At 70.3% G+C, this 18,938-nt stretch carries 13 protein-coding genes and 1 pseudogene; 11 read left to right on the top strand and 3 right to left on the bottom strand.

Annotated features, from left to right (window positions below; translation table 11 throughout):
* The first annotated feature begins 61 nt into the window (after nt 1-61).
* From gspL to gspF, 6 genes are all read left to right on the top strand, one after another.
* Nucleotides 62-1,507 carry a type II secretion system protein GspL gene (gspL, locus tag MKD50_RS17280; protein WP_252667897.1) on the top strand — a complete coding sequence of 482 codons (1,446 nt, stop codon included), beginning with the start codon at nt 62-64 and terminating at the stop codon, nt 1,505-1,507.
* Between the two features lie 16 nt (nt 1,508-1,523).
* Nucleotides 1,524-2,129 carry a type II secretion system protein M gene (locus MKD50_RS17275; protein ID WP_115705271.1) on the top strand — a complete coding sequence of 202 codons (606 nt, stop codon included), beginning with the start codon at nt 1,524-1,526 and terminating at the stop codon, nt 2,127-2,129.
* A complete protein-coding gene (locus MKD50_RS17270) occupies nt 2,129-2,938 on the top strand; it encodes a type II secretion system protein N (protein WP_252667895.1) in 810 nt (269 codons plus the stop codon). The genes MKD50_RS17275 and MKD50_RS17270 overlap by 1 nt, the downstream gene beginning before the upstream one ends.
* Before the next feature lie 34 nt (nt 2,939-2,972).
* Nucleotides 2,973-5,462, top strand: a complete 2,490-nt coding sequence (gene gspD, locus MKD50_RS17265; RefSeq protein WP_252667893.1) for a type II secretion system secretin GspD — start codon at nt 2,973-2,975, stop codon at nt 5,460-5,462.
* A 98-nt stretch (nt 5,463-5,560) separates the two neighbouring features.
* Nucleotides 5,561-7,036, top strand: coding sequence for a type II secretion system ATPase GspE (gene gspE / locus MKD50_RS17260; protein WP_050976489.1), 1,476 nt, complete (start codon nt 5,561-5,563; stop codon nt 7,034-7,036).
* Nucleotides 7,037-7,051: 15 nt separating this feature from the next.
* Entirely contained in the window at nt 7,052-8,269 is a 1,218-nt protein-coding gene (gspF, locus tag MKD50_RS17255; protein WP_240072955.1) for a type II secretion system inner membrane protein GspF, read from the top strand.
* 199 nt (nt 8,270-8,468) lie between these two features.
* On the opposite strand, the gene MKD50_RS17250 is transcribed toward gspF, so the two are convergent.
* A complete protein-coding gene (locus MKD50_RS17250) occupies nt 8,469-9,752 on the bottom strand; it encodes an NYN domain-containing protein (protein ID WP_240072956.1) in 1,284 nt (427 codons plus the stop codon).
* A 339-nt stretch (nt 9,753-10,091) separates the two neighbouring features.
* On the opposite strand from MKD50_RS17250, the gene MKD50_RS17245 reads away from it, so the two are divergent.
* Entirely contained in the window at nt 10,092-13,709 is a 3,618-nt protein-coding gene (locus MKD50_RS17245) for an indolepyruvate ferredoxin oxidoreductase family protein (RefSeq protein ID WP_252667891.1), read from the top strand.
* A 156-nt stretch (nt 13,710-13,865) separates the two neighbouring features.
* Here the strand turns inward: MKD50_RS17245 and MKD50_RS17240 are convergent, their stop codons facing one another.
* Nucleotides 13,866-14,477, bottom strand: a complete 612-nt coding sequence (locus MKD50_RS17240) for an HD domain-containing protein (protein ID WP_115705279.1) — start codon at nt 14,475-14,477, stop codon at nt 13,866-13,868.
* Between the two features lie 194 nt (nt 14,478-14,671).
* Here MKD50_RS17240 and MKD50_RS17235 point away from each other — a divergent pair, with 194 nt between their 5' ends.
* The 4 genes and pseudogenes from MKD50_RS17235 (at nt 14,672) to MKD50_RS17220 (ending at nt 18,040) form a co-directional block, all read left to right on the top strand.
* Nucleotides 14,672-15,022, top strand: coding sequence for a GFA family protein (locus MKD50_RS17235; RefSeq protein ID WP_092316607.1), 351 nt, complete (start codon nt 14,672-14,674; stop codon nt 15,020-15,022).
* Complete coding sequence (locus MKD50_RS17230; protein WP_252667889.1) at nt 15,003-15,443, top strand: VOC family protein; 441 nt, start codon at nt 15,003-15,005, stop codon at nt 15,441-15,443. Before MKD50_RS17235 ends, MKD50_RS17230 begins: the two co-directional genes overlap by 20 nt.
* 110 nt (nt 15,444-15,553) lie before the next feature.
* A pseudogene (locus MKD50_RS17225) lies at nt 15,554-16,844 on the top strand (MFS transporter).
* Nucleotides 16,841-18,040 (top strand): MFS transporter, encoded by a 1,200-nt coding sequence (locus tag MKD50_RS17220; RefSeq protein WP_115705282.1) that lies wholly within the window; start codon nt 16,841-16,843, stop codon nt 18,038-18,040. Before MKD50_RS17225 ends, MKD50_RS17220 begins: the two are co-directional and overlap by 4 nt.
* A 4-nt stretch (nt 18,041-18,044) precedes the next feature.
* On the opposite strand, the gene MKD50_RS17215 is transcribed toward MKD50_RS17220, so the two are convergent.
* The gene (locus MKD50_RS17215) at nt 18,045-18,929 is read right to left on the bottom strand and encodes a DODA-type extradiol aromatic ring-opening family dioxygenase (RefSeq protein ID WP_252667886.1); all 885 of its coding nucleotides are present in this window, start codon (nt 18,927-18,929) and stop codon (nt 18,045-18,047) included.
* Between the last annotated feature and the right edge of the window lie 9 nt (nt 18,930-18,938).

The following is an 18,938-nucleotide window of genomic DNA, read 5'->3' as shown; positions in this document are numbered from 1 at the left end:
CGCACCCTCAAGGGCCATGCGCCTTATCGAGCCGTTCTACTGAAGCCAAAGCAAGGACACCTTGAGCACCACTCTGTACGTGCGCTTGCCGCACCGGCCGCATGACCAGCCGCAACCGTGGCAGTTCGGCGCCCTGCCTTTTGCGCTGGTGCGCACGGCGGCAGCCGAGCCGGCGCGCCGCGGTTTGCCCCGTGCCGCACCGGAAGTGTTGCGAGAAGGCCACGCCCGCATCGCCGACCTGCCCGCGGCGGAGCGGCTGGTGCTGATCCTGGCCGCGAGCGACGTACTGCTGACCAGCGCCAGCGTGCCGCCGCTGCCGCCCGCGCGTTTGAAGCAGGCGCTGCCCAACCTGGTCGAGGACGCCCTCGCCACCGACGCGCAGCCCTGCCACATCGGCATCGGCCCCGCCCTCGACGGCGCCGCGCCCGGGCGCGGACCGCGCCAGCGCCTGCTGATGGTGGCGGACCGCGCCTGGCTGCGCGCGGTGCTCGATGCTTTTGCCGAGCACCGCCATCGCCGCCGCCACGTGCTGGCCGCGCAGCTGTGCGTGCCGCTTGCTGCCCCAGCAGAAGAGGAAGCCGGCGCCGAGCCGACGCTGGCGCCGCCCGGCGCGGCGCCGTCACCGGTGCAGCCGGCCACGCTGGTGGTCGAGGCCGCCGCCAGCGCACTCGCCGAAGGCGGTGCGCTCGGCGATGCATTGGGCGAAGCCTTGCCGGACACCGCCAGCAGCACCACACGCCAGTGGCAGCTGACCGTGCGCACCGGTGCGCACGCCGGCTACGGCCTGCTGCTGGGCGACGACGCCCTGGCCGCATGGCAGGCGCTGGCGCCTGAAGGCGCCTGGTATGCCGATGCCGACGCCGCTGCGATGGCGCCGGTGCCCGGCCTGCGCCAGGCCGCTCGCACCGGCTGGCGGCTGTGGATCGACGGTGCGCAGGAATGCCTGCGCGAGCCGGGGCTCGACCTGGCGCAGTTCGAATTCGCGCAGGGCCGCGCCGACCGCTGGAACCTGGTGGCGTGGCGCCTGCCGCTGACGCTGGTGGCGGGCCTGGTGCTGGTCCAGCTGATCGGCATGAACACCCACTGGCTGCTGCTGCGCAACGAACAGCAACGGCTCGAAGCCGCGCAGGCGCAGACGCTGCGCGGCACCTTCCCGCAGACGCCGACGGTGATCGACGCCCCGCTGCAGATGCGCCGGCAGGTCGAGCAGCTGCGCATCGCCAGCGGGCGCAGCACGCCCGATGATTTCCTGCCGCTGGCCGACCGCTTCGCCCAGGCCGCGCGCCGGCTGCCGCCCGACGGGCTGCAGGCCCTCGAGTATCGCGGCCGCATGCTGGTGGTGACGCTCAAGCCCGGCACCGACACCGCCGGCCTGCGCAGCGCGGCGCGCCAGGCCGGGCTGCAGATGGAAGAGGACAAGGCCGGCAATGCCGCGGGCAGCACCGGCTCCAGCGCAGGCACGCCTGTGACACCCGGCTCGCGCTGGACCATCAAGCCCGGCCTGTGACCGGCGCACGCCCGACATGAACCCATCGAAAGACTCCACCCGCAGCCCTTCGCCCGCCGCCCGCCGCAACGGCGCCGCCACGCTGCGCACGCGCATGGCCCGCCTGCGCCCGTCAGTGCCGCCGGCCTGGCGGGAACGCTTCGACGCCTTCTGGTCGGCGCGCAACCCGCGCGAGCAGGCCCTCCTCGGCGGCGGCACCGCGGTGCTGGCACTGGTGCTCGGCTACCTGCTGCTGTGGGAGCCGGCCGCCGACGGCCGCGAGCGGGCCGCGCGCAACCTGCCGCAGCTGCGTGCCGACCTGGCCGAGATGGAAACGCTGGCGCAGGAAGCTCGCGGCCTCAAGGCCACGCCGGCGCCGTCGCTGCGCGGCGATGCGCTGACCCAGGCGCTGCAGGAAAGCCTGGGCCAGTACGGCCTCAAAGCGACCCGGCTGGCCGCCGCCGCCGACAACAGTGTGCAGGTGCAGCTGGACAAGGTTCCGTTCGGGGCGGTCAGCACCTGGCTGCAGGACGTGCGCCAGCAGCAGCGCATGAAGGTGATCGATGCGCGCGTGGTCTATGTCGGCGCCACGGCGCTGGTGAACGTTACCGCGACCCTGCAGGGTCCAGGTGGCCGCAGCTGATGGTGCGGCTGGAAACCCTGCGCCTGCCGCGGCGCGCGCTGCGCCAGCCGGCCGCCGCGCGGCGCCTGCGCTGGCTCGGGCTCGGCCTGGCGACGGCGGCGGTAACCACGGTGGCGATGCTGCCGGCAACATGGATCGCCACGCGCGTCGCCACGCAGACGCAAGGCCGCGTCCTGCTGGCCGATGCCAGCGGCTCGCTGTGGCGCGGCAGCGCCACGCTGGCGCTGTCGGCCGGCGCGGGCAGCCAGACCGCCACCGTGCTGCCCGGCCGGCTTCACTGGACGCTGGCGTTCTGGCCGCTGCTGACCGGCCGCGCGCGGCTGGTGCTGACCCATTCGGAGGCCATGGCCGCGCCGGTCGCGGTCACCGCGACGCCGGGCGGCTGGACCGCGCAGTCGGGTGCGATGCGCCTGCCCGCGTCGCTGCTCGAGGGCGTGGGCGCGCCGTTCAACACGCTGCGCCCGGACGGCCTGATGCGGGTGGACTGGTCCTCGCTGCAGGGCCGGTTTTCCGGCCAGGGCATGACCGGCCATATGACGTTGCGCATCGAGCAGGTATCGGCCGCGGTCAGCCGGCTGCGCCCGCTGGGCAGCTACCGCGCCGACATCGACTGGACCGGCGAGGGCGGCGGCAAGCTGCAACTGAGCACCATCGATGGTCCGCTGCACCTGGAGGGCAGCGGCACGCTCGGGCGCCAGGCGCGCTTCGAGGGTACCGCGCATGCCGAACCCGAGGCTGCGACGCAGCTGACCAGCCTGCTGAGCCTGCTGGGACGACGAGACAACAATGTGACTAGGCTGCGTTTCTGATGCCACGCAGAGCGCACAGCCCACGGAAATGACTATGACCACCCACGCCAACCGACCTGTTTTCAAGACCGCCTGCGCCCGCGCCGTGGCATTGCTCTGCGGGCTCTCCTTGCTGGCGCCCGCGCCGCTGTGGGCCCAGCCCGGGGCGCCGGCCGCGCGTAGCCAGGGCACGCCGCCGGCGCCGCCCGACGTCACCCCCGCCAATCGCGATCAGGTGGTGCTGAACTTCGTCAACGCCGACCTCGACTCCGTGATCAAGGCGGTCGGCCAGGCCACCGGCAAGAACTTCGTCATCGACCCGCGCGTGAAGGGCACCGTCAACCTCGTCACCGAGCAGCCGGTATCGCGCGCGCAGGCGCTGCAGACGCTGGGCTCGGTGCTGCGCATGCAGGGCTATGCCATAGTCGAGAGCAACGGCTTCACCAAGGTCGTGCCCGAGGCCGACGCCAAGCTGCAGGGCTCGCCCACCGTGATCGGCGGCAGCCCCAGCCGCGGCGACCAGGTGGTGACCCAGGTGTTCCGGCTGAACTACGAGTCGGCCAACAACCTGGTGCCGGTGCTGCGGCCGATGATCGCGCCCAACAACACCATCACCGCCTATCCGGCCAACAACACCCTGGTCATCACCGACTACGCCGACAACTTGCGCCGCATCGCCCGCATTATCGCCGCGGTCGATGCGCCGGCCTCGGGCGAGGTCGAGCTGGTGCCGCTCAAGCACGCGCTGGCCAGCGATACCGCGGCGGTGCTGCAGCGCCTGCTGGACCCCGGCGCCGCGGGTGCCACCGGCGGCGGCGGTGCCGCGGCCGTCGATGCCAGCCTGCGCACCTCGGTAGTGGCCGAGCCGCGCAGCAATTCGCTGATGATCCGCGCCACCAGCCGCGCGCGCCTGCAGCAGGCGCGCCAGCTGATCGAGAAGCTCGACCAGCCCTACGCGCGCCCCGGCAACATCTGGGTAGTGCCGCTGAAGAACGCGGATGCGATCAAGCTGGCCGCGACGCTGCGCGCCATCGTCGCCGCCGACAGCAGCTTCGCCACCACCACCCAGCCCGGCGGGCAGGCCGGCGGCATCGGCGGCTCGGCGGGCATGACCAATGTCTCGACGCCGACCGGCGGCCAGTTCACCGGCGGCGCCACCACTCCCCAGACCGGCATGCGCAGCGGCACCGGCACCGGGGGCGGCACCGGCGGCGCCTATGGCAACTCGGCCTTCGCGGCCTCGTTCGGCACCACCACGCAGCCGACCACGGGCGGCATCATCCAGGCGGACCCGTCCACCAACTCGCTGATCATCACCGCCAGCGAACCGGTCTACCGCAACCTGCGCGGCGTGATCGACGACCTCGACGCGCGCCGCGCGCAGGTCTATATCGAGTCGATGATCGTCGAGGTGACCGCCACCCAGGCGAGCGAACTCGGCATCCAGTGGCAGGGCCTGATCAGCTCGTCGAGCGGCAACAACAACGTCTTTGCCGGCACCAACTTCGGCACCGGCGGACAGAACATCCTCAACCTGACCCTGGCCGGCGCCCTGGCCGACGCCAACCGCTCCGCCGGCATCGCTGCCGCGCAGCAACTGGTGCCCGACATCGGCGGCCTGAACCTGGGCATCGTCAACCGGGCCATGGGCCTGGGCGCCCTGCTGCGCGCGCTGGGCACCAACGGCAGCGTCAACCTGCTGTCCACGCCGAACCTGATCACGCTGGAGAACGAGGAAGCCAAGATCCTGATCGGCCAGAACATCCCGATCACCACCGGCTCCTACGCCCAGACCGGCGGCGCGGCGTCGGTCACGCCGTTCCAGACCTTCGACCGCAAGGACGTCGGCATCACGCTGCGGGTCAAGCCGCAGATCACCGACGGCGGGCTGGTGAAGATGCAGATCTTCCAGGAATCGTCGAATGTGGTGCAGGCGACCGCCAACCTGATCCAGGGCCCGACCACCAACGTGCGTTCGATCGAGACCAACGTGCTGGTCGACGACGGCCAGATCATCGTGCTGGGCGGCCTGATCGAGGACAACTACGGCGACGGCGTGCAGAAGGTGCCGCTGCTGGGCGACATCCCGCTGATCGGCGGCCTGTTCCGCTACGAGAACAAGAACCGCTCGAAGACCAACCTGCTGGTGTTCCTGCGGCCCTACGTGATGCGCACCGCCGGCGCCACCGACCGCCTGACCGCGGACCGCTACGACTATATGCGCGCGCAGCAGCAGGGCTTCGTATCGCCTAACATCATGGTGCGGGACACCAACACGCCGCTGCTGCCGCCGGCCGACGCGCCGAGCACGCCGTTCGTCAACCCGCGCACCAACGGCCCGGTGGCCGGCCCGCTGCCGCTGCCGCAGACGCTGCCGCAGAGCGCGCCGCAGCCGGGCGTGCCGGGTCAGCCACAGCCGCTGCAGGCGGTCCCGCAACCGGCGCCCGAACCGGTCCCGCAACCCGCGCCCCAACCCGTGCCGCAAGCGCCGGTGGGCGGCCCGCAGCCGCTCAACTCGCGCGGCGAAGCCGCACTCCCGTACTGAGGCCCGTCATGGCCAGCGAAGTCCAAACCGCCCTTTCCGCCCCTGCCGCCGGCATTGCCGGCATCAACCCGCCGGCCGAGCTCGAGCCACCGTCGCCGATGGCGGCGCGGCTGGTTTCCTACGGCTTTGCGCGCGAGGCGCCGCTGCTGATCGCGCACCAGCGTCCCGACGGGCTCGAGGTGTGGGTCAGCCGCGCCACCTCGCCCACGGCGCTGGCCGAAGTGGCGCGCGTGCATGGCGCATTGCGCCTGCGCGTGCTGGAACCCGAGGCGCTGGAGCATGCCATGTCCGACGCCTACAACCGCCAGGACGGCAGCGCCGCGCAGGTGGTCGGCGAGGTCGAGGGCGAGGTCGACCTGTCGCGCCTGATGCAGGACATTCCCGCGGTGGAAGACCTGCTGGAATCCGAAGACGACGCCCCTATCATCCGAATGATCAACGCGCTGCTGACGCAGGCCGCGCGCGAAGGCGCCTCGGACATCCATATCGAGCCGTTCGAATCGTCTTCGGTGGTGCGCTTCCGCGTCGACGGCACGCTGCGCGACGTGGTGCGGCCCAAGAAGGCGCTGCACGGCGCGCTGATCTCGCGCATCAAGATCATGGCGCAGCTCGACATTGCCGAGAAGCGCCTGCCGCAGGACGGCCGCATCACGCTGCGCGTGGGCGGCCGGCCGGTCGACGTACGGGTCTCGACGCTGCCCACCGGCCACGGCGAGCGCGCGGTGCTGCGCCTGCTCGACAAGGAAGCCGGCCGGCTGGACCTGGCCAAGCTGGGCATGGCGCCCGACACGCTGCGCGGCTTCGACCACCTGATACGCCAGCCGCACGGCATCGTGCTGGTGACCGGGCCGACCGGCTCGGGCAAGACCACCACGCTGTATGCCGCGCTGTCGCGGCTGGATGCGCGCACCACCAACATCATGACGGTGGAAGACCCGGTCGAGTATGACCTGGATGGCATCGGCCAGACCCAGGTCAACCCGCGCATCGACATGACCTTCGGCAAGGCCCTGCGCGCGATCCTGCGCCAGGACCCGGACGTGGTCATGATCGGCGAGATCCGCGACCTGGAAACCGCGCAGATCGCGGTGCAGGCGTCGCTGACCGGCCACCTGGTGCTGGCCACGCTGCACACCAACGACTCGGCCTCGGCGGTGACGCGGCTGGTCGACATGGGCATCGAGCCGTTCCTGCTGTCGTCATCGCTGCTGGGGGTGCTGGCGCAGCGACTGGTACGGCGCCTGTGCCCGCACTGCAAGCGCGAGGAAGTGATCGAGGTCACGCCCGCCGAGGCCGACGTGCTGCACGCGCAGGGCAAGCCGCTGCAGACCGTGTGGCATCCGGTCGGCTGCGACAAGTGCGGCCAGTCGGGCTACCAGGGGCGCATGGGCGTCTACGAGCTGCTCACGGTCGACGATGAAATCCGCACCATGATCCACCGCCAGGCGCCCGAATCCGAGATCAAGCAGGTGGCGCTGGCGCACGGCATGCACACCATGCGCGGCGACGCGCAGCGCTGGATCGACAGCGGCGCGACCTCGCTCGAGGAAGTGCTGCGCGTTACGCGCGACTGACGCGGAGCCGACCGGATGCCAGCTTTCCGCTATGAAGCCGCCGACGCCGCCGGCAAGACCGACCGTGGCGTGATCGAGGCCGACAGCGCGCGCCAGGCCCGCACCCAGTTGCGCGCGCGCGGGCTGACGCCGCTCACCGTCGACACCCTAGCCGGCGCCGGCCTGGCGCCGCGCGCCGGCAGCCAGCTGTTCGCGCGCAAGCTGTCGACGCAGGAGCAGGCGCTGTTCACGCGCCAGCTGGCCAGCCTGATCGTGGCCGGCCTGCCGCTGGACGAAGCGCTGGGCGCGCTGGCCGACCAGGCCGAGCGGCCCTACGTGCATGAACTGCTGGCCGGCATCCGCGCCGAAGTGATGGGCGGCAGCGCGCTGTCGGTGGCGCTGGCGCAGCATCCGCGCGATTTTCCGGACATTTACCGCGCGCTGGTCTCGGCCGGCGAGCACTCCGGCCACCTGGGCGTGGTGCTGGAGCGGCTGGCCGGCTATATCGAGTCGCGCAACACGCTGACCTCCAAGATCCGGCTGGCCTTCACCTATCCGGCCATCGTCACGGTGGTCGCGTTCGCGATCGTGATCTTCCTGCTGTCGTACGTGGTGCCGCAGGTGGTGAGCGTGTTCGCCAATACCAAGCAGAAGCTGCCCACGCTGACCATCGTCATGCTGTGGCTGTCGGATTTCGTGCGCAACTGGTGGTGGGCGGCACTGGCGGTGATCGCGGTGGCCGCGTTCAGCATTCGCCGGCTGCTGCGCCAGCCCGCGGTGCGGCTGGAATGGCACCGCTGGCTGCTGACCGCGCCGCTGCTGGGCAAGCTGGTGCGCGGCTACAACACCGCGCGCTTTGCCGGCACGCTGGCGATCCTGGTTTCCGCGGGGGTGCCGATCCTGCGCAGCCTGCAGGCCGCCGGCGAGACCCTGACCAACGAGGCGCTGCGCGCCAACGTCGAAGACGCCAACACCCGCGTACGCGAAGGCGCCTCGCTGGCGCGCGCGCTGGCGGCGCAGAACCAGTTTCCGCCGGTGCTGGTGCACCTGATCCGCTCGGGCGAAGCCACCGGCAACCTGCCGGTGATGCTGGACCGCGCCGCGCAAGGCGAAGCGCAGGAACTGGAACGCCGCACGCTGTTCCTGACCAGCCTGCTGGAACCGCTGCTGATCCTGACCATGGGCGTGGTGGTGCTGCTGATCGTGCTGGCGGTGCTGATGCCGATCATCGAGATCAACCAGCTGGTGCGGTAAGAGCGCTGTGCTGGCAACCAGCAATGCTCGCATTGCCTGACGCCGCTGGTGCAGGCACCCCTCTCCCGCGAAGTGGGAGAGGGGTGGGGGTGAGGGTGGGAGCATCAACGAAGTGCAGCGCGTCGGTATGCCAGCGCCTGCCCTCACCCCCCCTGCCCCTCTCCCGCAGGCGGGAGAGGGAAGAAAACCAGCAGCCGTTTTACTCTGCCTTCTTGCTCGGACGCTTGCGCGTCTTGCGTGCAGGAGCCGGTGCCGGCGCGGCTTCGGCTTCGGCAGCGGCCGGCTGGGGTTCCGCCTCCACCGTCGCCGTCAGCACGGTCGTTCCCGGCGCCGCGAACACCGACTGGTCGATCGGCCACGGCGTCTCGCTCAGCGTCACCTCGGGCCGGCGCGCCGCGCGCTTGCGCGCGCTGGTGCGGCTGCCCGCCTTCGGCTGCACATCAGGCTGAAGTTCCGGTTGCGGATCCGGCTGCGGTGCGGCTTCCAGCGGCGGCACCGGTTGCGGCTCGGGCTCGGCCTGCACTGCATCGGCCGCGACGAACGGCGGCTCGGCTTGCGCCGGGGCTTCCGGCTCGGGCGCAACCGTCTCCGGCGTGGGCACCGGCTCGGCTCCGCGGGCCGGTTCCGGCGCCGGCGCGGGTGCAGGCTGGCGGCGTGCCGGCTCGGCATGCTGGGCCGGCGGCTGCGGCGCGCGCTGCTGCGGCTCGCCGCCCTTGGCGCGCTTCTTCAGCCGCACCCAGATGGTCTTGTTGTTGCCGCCGTTGCGGGTCTCGACCTCGAACAGGCCGGTCGCCGCGACCAGCTCCGACAGCTTGCCGTAGCCGTAGTTGCGCGAGTCGAATTCCGGCGCCTGCTTGGCGATGTGGTTGCCCATGCTGCCCAGCGTCAGCCAGCCGTCTTCGTCCGACACCGCCTGCGCCGCGTTCTGCAGCAGGCGCACCAGACGCGAGTCCTGGCGCAGCTCGCCGGTGCTGCGCTTGCGCGTGGGCGCGGCGGCACCGTCGGCACCATCCGCGCCGTCGGTGTCGACCTCGGCGCGCAGCACGTCGGAATAGATGAACTTGTCGCAGGCGGTGACGAACGGCTTGGGCGTCTTGCGCTCGCCAAAGCCGTACACCGTCAGGCCCTGCTCGCGGATGCGCGAGGCCAGCCGGGTGAAGTCGCTGTCGCTGGAGACGATGCAGAAGCCATCGAAGCGCCCGGTGTAGAGCAGGTCCATGGCGTCGATGATCATGGCGCTGTCGGTCGCGTTCTTGCCGACGGTGTAGCGGAACTGCTGGATCGGCTGGATCGAGTGGGACAGCAGCCGCTCCTTCCAGCCGGCCAGGTTGGGCCGGGTCCAGTCGCCATAGATGCGCTTGACGGCGGCCACGCCGTACTTGGCGACCTCGGCCAGCAGGCCTTCGACAATGGCGGGCGCCGCGTTGTCGGCGTCGATCAGCACGGCCAGGGTCGCGGTGCCCTGGCGGGGGGAATTGGTCATGTTCGGATATTCGCTGGCAAGCCGCGCACCGGCGCGGGCGGACAAGGGATCGGGTTGCACCAGACTGGCAACGCAGATATGACGCATGGGAGACCACCCGGCGTCGGCGCGGGCGGTCTCGACGCAACGCAGTGTACACGCCGGGCCCTGTCGATACGGGAAATCCGGGCCACAACCGGCACGCTTTGTGCTGCATTGCAAGGTACCGCCGCTTTTGTGGCGGTGCTACCATGCCGCGCAGAGACACAGCCACCCGGAGCCTTCACAAGAGGCGACGCGGCGGTTGCCCACAACTGCAGGTTTCGGTGATCCCGACAGCACGCCCATAGAGGAGCACGCATGAATGCCCCCCTGACCTCGCCGGTCAGCGACGCCATCCGCCAGGCGCTCGCCAACGTTTCCCTCGAAGACAAATACACGCTTGAACGCGGCCGCATCTATATCAGCGGCACGCAGGCGCTGGTGCGCCTGCCGATGCTGCAGCAGGAGCGCGACCACGCCGCCGGGCTGAACACCGCCGGCTTTATCTCCGGCTACCGCGGCTCGCCGCTGGGCGCGCTCGACCAGTCGCTGTGGAAGGCCAAGAAGCACCTGGCCGCGCACAACATCGTGTTCCAGGCCGGCCTGAACGAAGACCTCGCCGCGACCTCGGTGTGGGGCTCGCAGCAGGTCAACATGTACCCTGATGCGAAGTTCGACGGGGTCTTCGGCATGTGGTACGGCAAGGGGCCGGGCGTGGACCGCACCGGCGACGTGTTCAAGCACGCCAACTCGGCGGGCTCCTCGCCGCACGGTGGCGTGCTGGTGCTGGCCGGCGACGACCACTCGGCCAAGTCCTCGACGCTGGCGCACCAGTCCGAGCACATCTTCAAGGCCTGCGGCCTGCCGGTGCTGTATCCGTCCAACGTGCAGGAGTACCTCGACTACGGCCTGCACGGCTGGGCCATGAGCCGCTACTCCGGGCTATGGGTGGCGATGAAGTGCGTGACCGACGTGGTGGAATCGTCGGCTTCGGTCGAACTGGACCCGCATCGCGTGCAGATCGCGCTGCCGGGCGACTTCATCATGCCGCCGGGCGGCCTCAATATCCGCTGGCCCGATCCGCCGCTGGAGCAGGAGGCGCGGCTGCTCGACTACAAGTGGTACGCCGGGCTCGCCTACGTGCGCGCCAACAAGCTCGACCGCATCGAGATCGATTCGCCGCATGCGCGCTTCGGCATCATGACCGGTGGCAAGGCCTATCTGGACACGCGCCAGGCGCTGGCCGACCTGGGCCTGGACGATGCCACCTGCGCGCAGATCGGCATCCGGCTGTACAAGGTGGGCTGCGTGTGGCCGCTCGAGGCGCATGGCGCGCGTGCCTTTGCCGAGGGCCTGCAGGAAATCCTGGTGGTCGAAGAGAAGCGCCAGATCATGGAGTACGCGCTCAAGGAAGAGTTGTACAACTGGCGCGACGACGTCCGCCCCAAGGTCTACGGCAAGTTCGACGAGAAGGACAACGCCGGCGGCGAATGGTCGATCCCGCAGGGCCACTGGCTGCTGCCGGCGCATTATGAGCTGTCGCCGGCGATCATCGCCAAGGCCATCGCCACGCGCCTGGACAAGTTCGACCTGCCGGTGGACGTGCGTGCGCGCATCACCGCGCGCCTGGCCATCATCGAGGCCAAGGAAAAGGCGCTGGCCACGCCGCGCGTGGTCGGCCAGGGAAAGGACCAGCCGAAGGCCGAGCGCAAGCCGTGGTTCTGCTCGGGCTGCCCGCACAACACCTCGACCAACGTGCCCGAGGGCTCGCGCGCGCTGGCCGGCATCGGCTGCCACTACATGACGGTGTGGATGGACCGCAGCACCAGCACCTTCAGCCAGATGGGCGGCGAAGGCGTGGCGTGGATCGGCCAGGCGCCGTTTGCCGGCGACAAGCATGTGTTCGCCAACCTGGGCGACGGCACCTACTTCCACTCCGGCCTGCTGGCGATCCGCGCGTCGATCGCCGCGGGCGTCAACATCACCTACAAGATCCTGTACAACGACGCGGTGGCGATGACCGGCGGCCAGCCGGTGGACGGTCAGCTGTCGGTGCAGGACATCGCCTGGCAGGTTCACAGCGAGGGCGCGAAGCAGATCGTCATCGTCAGCGACCAGCCCGAGAAGTACAACGCGGCGATCAAGCTGCCGCCAGGCATCGACATCCATTACCGCGACCAGCTCGATCGCGTGCAGCGCGAACTGCGCGAGGTGCCCGGCTGCACCATCCTGATCTACGACCAGACCTGCGCCACGGAAAAGCGCCGCCGCCGCAAGCGCGGCACGATGGAAGACCCGCCGCGCCGCGCCTTTATCAACGACGCGGTGTGCGAGGGCTGCGGCGACTGCTCGGTCAAGTCCAACTGCCTTTCGGTGGAACCGCTGGAAACCGAGTTCGGCACCAAGCGGCAGATCAACCAGTCGTCATGCAACAAGGACTTCTCGTGCGTGAACGGCTTCTGCCCCAGCTTTGTCACGGCCGAGGGCGCGCAAGTGCGCAAGCCCGAGCAGCATGGCGTGTCGATGGACAGCCTGCCGGCGCTGCCTGAGCCGCAACTGCCGGCGATCCGCCGCGCCTACGGCATCCTCGTGACCGGCGTCGGCGGCACCGGCGTGGTCACCATCGGGGGCCTGCTCGGCATGGCCGCGCACCTGGAGAACAAGGGCGTCACCGTGCTCGACATGGCCGGGCTGGCACAGAAAGGCGGCGCGGTGCTGTCGCACGTGCAGCTGGCCGCGCGCCCGGATGACCTGCATGCCACCCGTATCGCCATGGGCGAGGCCGACCTGGTGATCGGCTGCGATGCCATCGTGTCGGCCTCCGACGAGGTCATCTCCAAGACCCAGGCCGGCCGCACCCGTGCCGTGGTCAATACCGCGCAAACCCCGACCGCCGACTTCATCAAGAACCCGAAGTGGCAGTTCCCGGGCCTGTCGGCCGAGCAGGACGTGCGCAATGCGGTGGGCGAGAAGTGCGACTTCATCAATGCCTCCGGGCTGGCCGTGGCGCTGCTGGGCGACGCCATCTACACCAACCCGCTGGTGCTGGGCTACGCCTGGCAGAAGGGCTGGATCCCGCTGACGCTGCAGGCGCTGGAGCGTGCCATCGAGCTGAACGGGGTCGCGGTGGAAAAGAACAAGGCCGCGTTCGACTGGGGCCGCCATATGGCGCACGACCCGGAGCACGTGCTGTCGCTGAGCGGCAAGCTCAAGAGCACCGCAGAAGGGGCGGCCGTGGTCAAGCTGCCGGCGTCGACCGGCGCCCTGCTCGACAAGCTGATCGCGCGCCGCGTGGAACACCTGACGGCGTACCAGGATGCGGCTTATGCCAGCCGCTACCGCGAAGCGATCGAGCGCGTGCGCGCGGCCGAGAGCGCGCTGCTGAGCAGCGGCAAGGCCCTGCCGCTGACCGAGGCGGCGGCGCGCAACCTGGCCAGGCTGATGGCGTACAAGGACGAGTACGAAGTCGCGCGCCTCTATACGGACCCGGCCTTCCTGGACAAGCTGCGCGCGCAGTTCGAGGGCGAGCCCGGGCGCGACTACCAGCTCAACTTCTGGCTGGCGCCGCCGCTGAACGCGAAGCGCGACGACAAGGGCCAGCTGGTCAAGCGCAGGTTCGGCCCGTCGACGATGAAGCTGTTCCGCGTGCTGGCAAAGATGAAGGGACTGCGCGGCGGCATCTTCGACATCTTCGGCAAGACCGAAGAGCGCCGCACCGAGCGCGCGCTGATCGGCGAGTACCGCGCCCTGCTGGATGAACTGGTGGCGGGCCTGAATGCCGCCAACCACGACATCGCAGTGGCGCTGGCCAACCTGCCGGACGATGTCCGCGGCTTCGGCCACGTGAAGGAAAACAACCTGAAGGCGGTGCGCGCGCGCTGGCAAAAACTGCTGGAGCAGTTCCGGCATCCGGAGACGGCGCAGCGGGCGGCTTGAGGCTCGCTTCTTCCTCCCCTCTCCCGCTCGCGGGAGAGGGGCCGGGGGAGAGGGCCGGCGTTTCTCGATGCGTGACGCCTTGCCAGACCACCCCTCGCCCTGCCCTCTCCCCATGAGGGGAGAGGGGAACACCATCGGTTTGGGTCAGTCGTCGGCTTACGCCTGCGCCAGCGTCGTTTCTCCCGGTTTCACGTACATCGAATGCTTCGGCTGCGACAGCACCCGGCGCACCATTGGCTCGAAGAACGACAGCGGCAGCGTGTCGTAGTCGGTCATGAAGGCGGCGGCGTCGTACTTGCGGCAGAACTCCGCGGTGCGCTCGAACAGTTCTGGCTGGTTGCGGTATTGCTCGCGCAGGTTGCGATCCAGGCCAAGATGATGGAAGAAGTAGTAGCCCTGGAACACGCCATGCTTTTCCACCATCCACAGGTTCTCGGCGCTGACGAAGGGCTTGAGGATGGCGGCGGCGATGTCGGGATGGTTGAAGCTGCCCAGCGTATCGCCGATATCGTGCAGCAGCGCACAGACCACGTATTCCTCGTCCTGGCCGTCGCGGTGCGCCAGCGTCGCGGTCTGCAAGGAATGCGTGAGCCGGTCCACCGGGAAGCCGCCGCAATCGCCGTCGAGCAGGCGCAGGTGCGCGAGCACGCGGTCTGGCAGCGCGCGCGCAAACGGCATGAACTCGGCGGAGATGGCGGCCCAGTCCTCGCGGGTGCCGTGTTCCATATGGCTGAAGTTGGCGCGTGCGGGCGCGTGGGTGTCGCTCATGCGGGTCTCCTTTTGTGGGCGATTTTTTGTGGGCGATGCGTGGGCGTGCCGCCATCGTCTTGCCACAGCTTGCGGGCATTGTGGCACCCGTTGCCGGACTACACTGTCAAAAACCAAACAATGTGCCGGCATATTGCGGCGCAGCAGCGTCGATGTGATTCTGGCCGAACGGTATCCATCGCAAGGAGAGTGACATGACCTTCAACGGAAGCTGCCATTGCGGCAACATCGCCTTCGCGGTCGAGGCCGACAGCATCCCCAGCGTGATCCGCTGCAACTGCTCGATCTGCCGCCGGCGCGGCCACCTGCTGTGGTTCGTCCCACGCGCGTCCTTCAAGCTGGACACGCCCGAGGGCAACGCCTCCACCTACCGCTTCAACACCATGAAGATCGCGCACCGCTTCTGCCCGGTGTGCGGCTGCGGCCCGTATGCAGATGGCCAGGACAAGGACGGCAAGCCAATGGCCGCGGTCAATGTGCGCTGCCTGGACAATGTCGACCTGGATAACCTCAAGATCATCGACTATGACGGACTGCACCACTGACGCGACCTTCCGCATCCTCGGCATCGACCACCTGGTGTTGCGCAGCGCCGATGTGGCCGCGCTGCGGCGCTTCTATGTCGACGTGCTCGGCTGCAGCGTCGAGCGCGAGCAGGACCTGGGCCTGACCCAGCTGCGCGCCGGTGCCAGCCTGATCGACCTGGTCACGCTCGATGGCCCGCTGGGCCGCGCTGGCGGCGCCGGTCCGGGCGCACAGGGCCGCAACCTCGACCATTTCTGCCTGCGCATCGACCCGTTCGACGCGCAGGCGCTGCGCGCGCATCTGGCGCGGCATGGCGTCGACGTGGGCGAAGTGGCGCAGCGCTTCGGCGCCGAAGGCAAGGGACCCTCGCTCTATGTGCAGGACCCCGACGGCAACGTGGTCGAGCTGAAAGGACCGCCTACGCCGGTGACCGCACAGTAACGCGCGTTGTGGCCGGCGCGTCGCGAGCAGCCGGCGCGCAGCCTCGCTACAATTTCCGACTGGCCCCAGGCGTGCCGCTTCCGTGGCGGCCATCCCCCGCCGGGCCCGCCATGACCACACTCGAAGCCAGCCCCGGCACGGACGCTGCCGACATCCGCCATCCTGCCAGCCCGGCCCGCCCCGGGCCTGCACAGCCCGCCACGCCGCCGCGCCGGCTGGTGTGGATCCTCGGTCTGACCGAGACCATCTCCTGGGGCACGCTGTTCTTCGCCTTCACCGTCTTCATCGATCCGATGATCCGCAGCCTGGGCTGGTCCAAGCCGTTCCTGGCGGGCGGCTATTCACTGGGGCTGCTGGTGTGGGCGCTGTGCTCGTTCGCGGTCGGGCGGCTGCTGGACCGCGCCCCGGCGCGCAAGGTGATGGGCGCGGGCTCGGTGCTGGCCGGGCTGGGCCTGCTGCTGTGGGCGTGGACCCCGTCGCAGTCCGTGTTCCTGCTGATGTGGGTGCCGCTCGGCCTGGCCATGGCGACCACGCTGTACGAGCCCGCCTTCGTGGTGCTGCGCCAGGCCTATGGCGACCAGTACCAGAAGCCGATCGTCGCGGTCACGCTGATGGCCGGCTTTGCCAGCACCATTTTCGTGCCACTGGCGCAATGGCTGGTGCTGCATGTCGGCTGGCGCCCGACCCTGGTCGGCTTTGCCTTGCTGAACCTGCTGGTCTGCGCGCCGCTGCATGCGCGCATGCGCTACGCCCTGCATCCCTCTTACTCCGGCGCCGGCGCCGGCACGGCCCCCCGCCGGCGGCCGCGACATTGCCCGCGCCACGCTGCGCCAGCCGGTGTTCTGGGCGGTGGTGCTGGCCTTTACCGCGACCGCGGTGGTGGCGTCGCTGCTGGGCGCGCACCTGATCCCGATGCTGACGGAGAAGGGCATGCCGGTGGCCCAGCAGCTGGCGGTTGCGGCGCTAATCGGGCCGGCCCAGGTGGCGGGCCGCATGCTGATGATGCGCGCGGGCGTGCGCCACCCGGTGCGGCTGTCGCTGCCGGTCTATGCGCTGATGAGTGTCGGCCTGCTGTGCTTCGCGCTCGGGCATGGCGCGTGGCTGATGGTTGCGGCCGTGCTGTACGGCTGCGCCAACGGCGTCAACACCATGCTGCGCGCGATGGCCATGCCGGAGCTGATCTCGCGCCACCACTATGCCACCCTCAACGGGCTGATGATGACGCCGGTGCTGCTGATGCAGGCGGCGGCGCCGTGGCTGGGCGCGCTGCTGTGGCGCGCGGCCGGGGGCTACTGGCTGATGCTGTGGGTGATGCTGGCGCTGGCGCTGGCCGCGCTGCTGGCGTTCGGCTACGCGCTGCACCGGCGCGGGCTGCTGCGCGTGGGCACGGACCGCCCATGACCGGCTCGCCGGTGTCCGCCGCCACGCTGCCTGCCGGCCAGGTCGCACGCGCCACGCGCGGCACCATGGCGCTGTTCTTCGTCAACGGCGCCACCTTTGCCACCTGGGGCGTGCATATCCCCACCATCAAGGCGCGCTTCGGCCTGTCCGACGCAATGCTGTCTCTGGCGATGCTGGCGGTGGCGGGCGGCGCCATCGTGGCGATGGGCCCGGTCGGCCGCTGGGTGGCGCGCGCCGGCAGCGCGCGCGCCTCGATGGCCGGCGGGCTGCTGTTCGCGCTGGCCACGGTGGCGATCCTTGCGATGCCGTCGTTCTGGCTGCTGCTGCCCGCCCTGCTGGTCTTCGGCATGACCAACGCGGCGTTCGATGTCGCCATGAACGCCCAGGCCGCCACGGTCGAGGCCAGCCGCACGCGGCCGGTGATGTCGTCGCTGCATGGCATGTTCAGCCTGGGCGGGATGGCTGGCGCGGGCTTTGGCGGCCTGATGCTGGCCTTTGACGTACCGCCGCTGGCGCATGCGGCCATGATGGCCGGCGTGACCGCGGCGGTGGCGGTGGCCACGCTGCCGGGGCTGCTGGCCGACCATCCGGTGCCGCTTTCCGCGCCCCACCATCGCGACCATGCGGTGCGGGCGCTATGGCTGCTGGGGCTGCTGGCCTTTCTCGGGCTGATCGGCGAAGGCGCGATGTACGACTGGACCAGCGTCTACATGCGCGATGTGGCACGCGCGCCCGACGGCTGGATCAGCTTGGGCTATGCCGCGTTCTCGGGCGGCATGGCGTGCGGGCGCTTCGGCGGCGACCGCCTGCGCGCGCGCCTGGGCGACAGCGCCACGCTGACCGGCAGCGCCTGGCTGGGCTTTGCCGGCATTGCGCTGGCGCTGGCCGTACCGCTGCCGCTGGCCGCGCTGGCGGGCTTTGCGCTGATGGGGCTGGGCGCGGCCAATATGGTGCCGATCTTCTTTGTCGCCGCGTCGCGGCTGCCCGGCGTGGCGCCGGCCGAAGCGATTGCGCGCGTGGCGCGCTTCGCCTATGTGGGGCTGCTGCTGGGCCCGGTGCTGATCGGCGGCGTGGCGCACCTGGCCAGCCTGCGCGCCGGCCTGGCGCTGGTGGCGCTGACCATGGGCTGGATCGCAGTGGCGGGAGCGCGCTCGGCGCGGCGCTACCTGCCGCCGCGTACCCCGGCCGGCCAGTAAGCCTTCAGGCCGCGGCCCGCAGCGGCGCCCCGGCGCCCATGCCCTCGAACACGAAGCTGTCCATCGCCAGCACGCCATAGGTGACCTCGTCGGCGACCCGAGACACCGCGGCCGGCTCTGGCTGCGCCGCGCGCGCGCCCTCCGGGCCGAGGGCCGCGCCCAGCGCCACATAGAACGGCAGCAGGTGCTCGTCGGTCGGGTGCGCCCGGCGCGCATAGGGCGCCTGGGCACGGTAGTCGGCAATCAGGCGGGTGTCGCCGGTGGCCAGGGCCTGGTCCAGTGCCTCGGCCATCCACTGGCGGAACGCTTCGACATAGGGCTCGGCTGCCGGACCGTGCTGTTCGCGCCGGCCGCCGCCAAACACTTCCTGCAGGTTGTGCGTGAAGCTGCCGGAGGCCAGCACCAGCACGCCTTCGTTGCGCAGCGGCGCGAGCGCGCGCCCGATCGCGATCTGCGTCTGGGGAGCCAGATATGGATTCAGCGCCAGCTGCACCACCGGCATGTCGGCATCGGGAAAGAAGTGGCGCATCGGCATCCAGGCGCCATGGTCGAGCGGGCGCTCGTCGTCGTGGCCGACAAAGCCCGCGCCGGGAATCGCCACCGACTCGACCAGTGCCTTCACCCGCGCCGCCAGTTCCGGCGAACCCGGTGCGTCGTAGCGCAGCGCGTACAGCTCACGCGGGAAGCCGCCAAAATCGTGCCAGGCCTCCTGGCGTTCGCGGCTGGTGACCGCCAGCGTGCTGTAGATCCAATGCGCCGAAATCACCAGCACCGCACGCGGGCGCTGCGCGCGCAGCCGGGCCCCGAGCGCCTCGAACGCGGCGCCGGTGGGGCCGGGATCGATGGCCAGCATCGGCGAGCCGTGGGAGATATAGAGCGAGGGAAGCATGGCAATACC

Origin of the sequence: Cupriavidus mimosae, from assembly GCF_023952485.1 — a bacterium.
In the GTDB taxonomy this organism is placed as follows: Bacteria; Pseudomonadota; Gammaproteobacteria; order Burkholderiales; family Burkholderiaceae; genus Cupriavidus; species Cupriavidus taiwanensis_C.
This window is presented reverse-complemented; position numbering and strand designations above follow the sequence as displayed.

Bases quoted from the DNA above. Each gene is read 5' to 3' on its own strand.
- MKD50_RS17275 (WP_115705271.1), top strand. From the start codon at position 1,524: ATGAACCCATCGAAAGACTCCACCCGCAGCCCTTCGCCCGCCGCCCGC.
- MKD50_RS17270 (WP_252667895.1), top strand. From the start codon at position 2,129: ATGGTGCGGCTGGAAACCCTGCGCCTGCCGCGGCGCGCGCTGCGCCAG.
- gspD (WP_252667893.1), top strand. From the start codon at position 2,973: ATGACCACCCACGCCAACCGACCTGTTTTCAAGACCGCCTGCGCCCGC.
- gspE (WP_050976489.1), top strand. From the start codon at position 5,561: ATGGCGGCGCGGCTGGTTTCCTACGGCTTTGCGCGCGAGGCGCCGCTG.
- gspF (WP_240072955.1), top strand. From the start codon at position 7,052: ATGCCAGCTTTCCGCTATGAAGCCGCCGACGCCGCCGGCAAGACCGAC.
- MKD50_RS17250 (WP_240072956.1), bottom strand. From the start codon at position 9,752: ATGACCAATTCCCCCCGCCAGGGCACCGCGACCCTGGCCGTGCTGATC.
- MKD50_RS17245 (WP_252667891.1), top strand. From the start codon at position 10,092: ATGAATGCCCCCCTGACCTCGCCGGTCAGCGACGCCATCCGCCAGGCG.
- MKD50_RS17240 (WP_115705279.1), bottom strand. From the start codon at position 14,477: ATGAGCGACACCCACGCGCCCGCACGCGCCAACTTCAGCCATATGGAA.
- MKD50_RS17235 (WP_092316607.1), top strand. From the start codon at position 14,672: ATGACCTTCAACGGAAGCTGCCATTGCGGCAACATCGCCTTCGCGGTC.
- MKD50_RS17230 (WP_252667889.1), top strand. From the start codon at position 15,003: ATGACGGACTGCACCACTGACGCGACCTTCCGCATCCTCGGCATCGAC.
- MKD50_RS17220 (WP_115705282.1), top strand. From the start codon at position 16,841: ATGACCGGCTCGCCGGTGTCCGCCGCCACGCTGCCTGCCGGCCAGGTC.
- MKD50_RS17215 (WP_252667886.1), bottom strand. From the start codon at position 18,929: ATGCTTCCCTCGCTCTATATCTCCCACGGCTCGCCGATGCTGGCCATC.